We start from the raw sequence: 536 nt of genomic DNA, 5'->3' as shown, positions 1-536 counted from the left end.
CTTCAATAAACACACTACGATCAGGTTCAAGCGCAACTTTGATCGGTTCGTTGATAATCCGAACTTTTTCTCCACGCTCAACTTGTTGGTAAAGCCACTCAATGTCTTTCGGATCCATACGAATGCAACCAGCACTCACGCGCATTCCGATGCCGAAATCTTTGTTGGTACCGTGAATAAGGTACTCACCATTTCCGTAAGCTAGACGAAGTGCAAACAACCCAAGCGGGTTGTCGGGGCCTGCTGGCACAACCGCAGGTAAATCCACCCCTTTCGCTCTGTATTCTGCACGAATAGACGCAGGTGGCGTCCATGTTGGGTTCGGACGTTTTTGGCTGATGCTGGTTGTCATCACTGGTGTATCTCGCCCAATTCGACCAATACCAACAGGGAAAACATGCACCACATCTTCGCCCTCTGGGAAGTAGTACAAACGCAGCTCTGCCAAGTTAATCACGATGCCTTGGTGAGGAACTTCAGGAAGAATAAGTTGAGATGGAATAGTAAGCACGCGCCCTTCTTGAGGAAGAAATGGA

General features: G+C 48.7%; 1 protein-coding gene. It reads right to left on the bottom strand.

From position 1 onward, the window contains the following. Positions 1–536: L,D-transpeptidase family protein (locus tag R7F64_RS24305; RefSeq protein ID WP_318072211.1), on the bottom strand; the 536-nt coding region annotated here is incomplete at both ends.

This window comes from Vibrio sp. Vb1980 (assembly GCF_033338615.1).
Classification (GTDB): domain Bacteria; phylum Pseudomonadota; class Gammaproteobacteria; order Enterobacterales; family Vibrionaceae; genus Vibrio; species Vibrio alginolyticus.
This window is presented reverse-complemented; position numbering and strand designations above follow the sequence as displayed.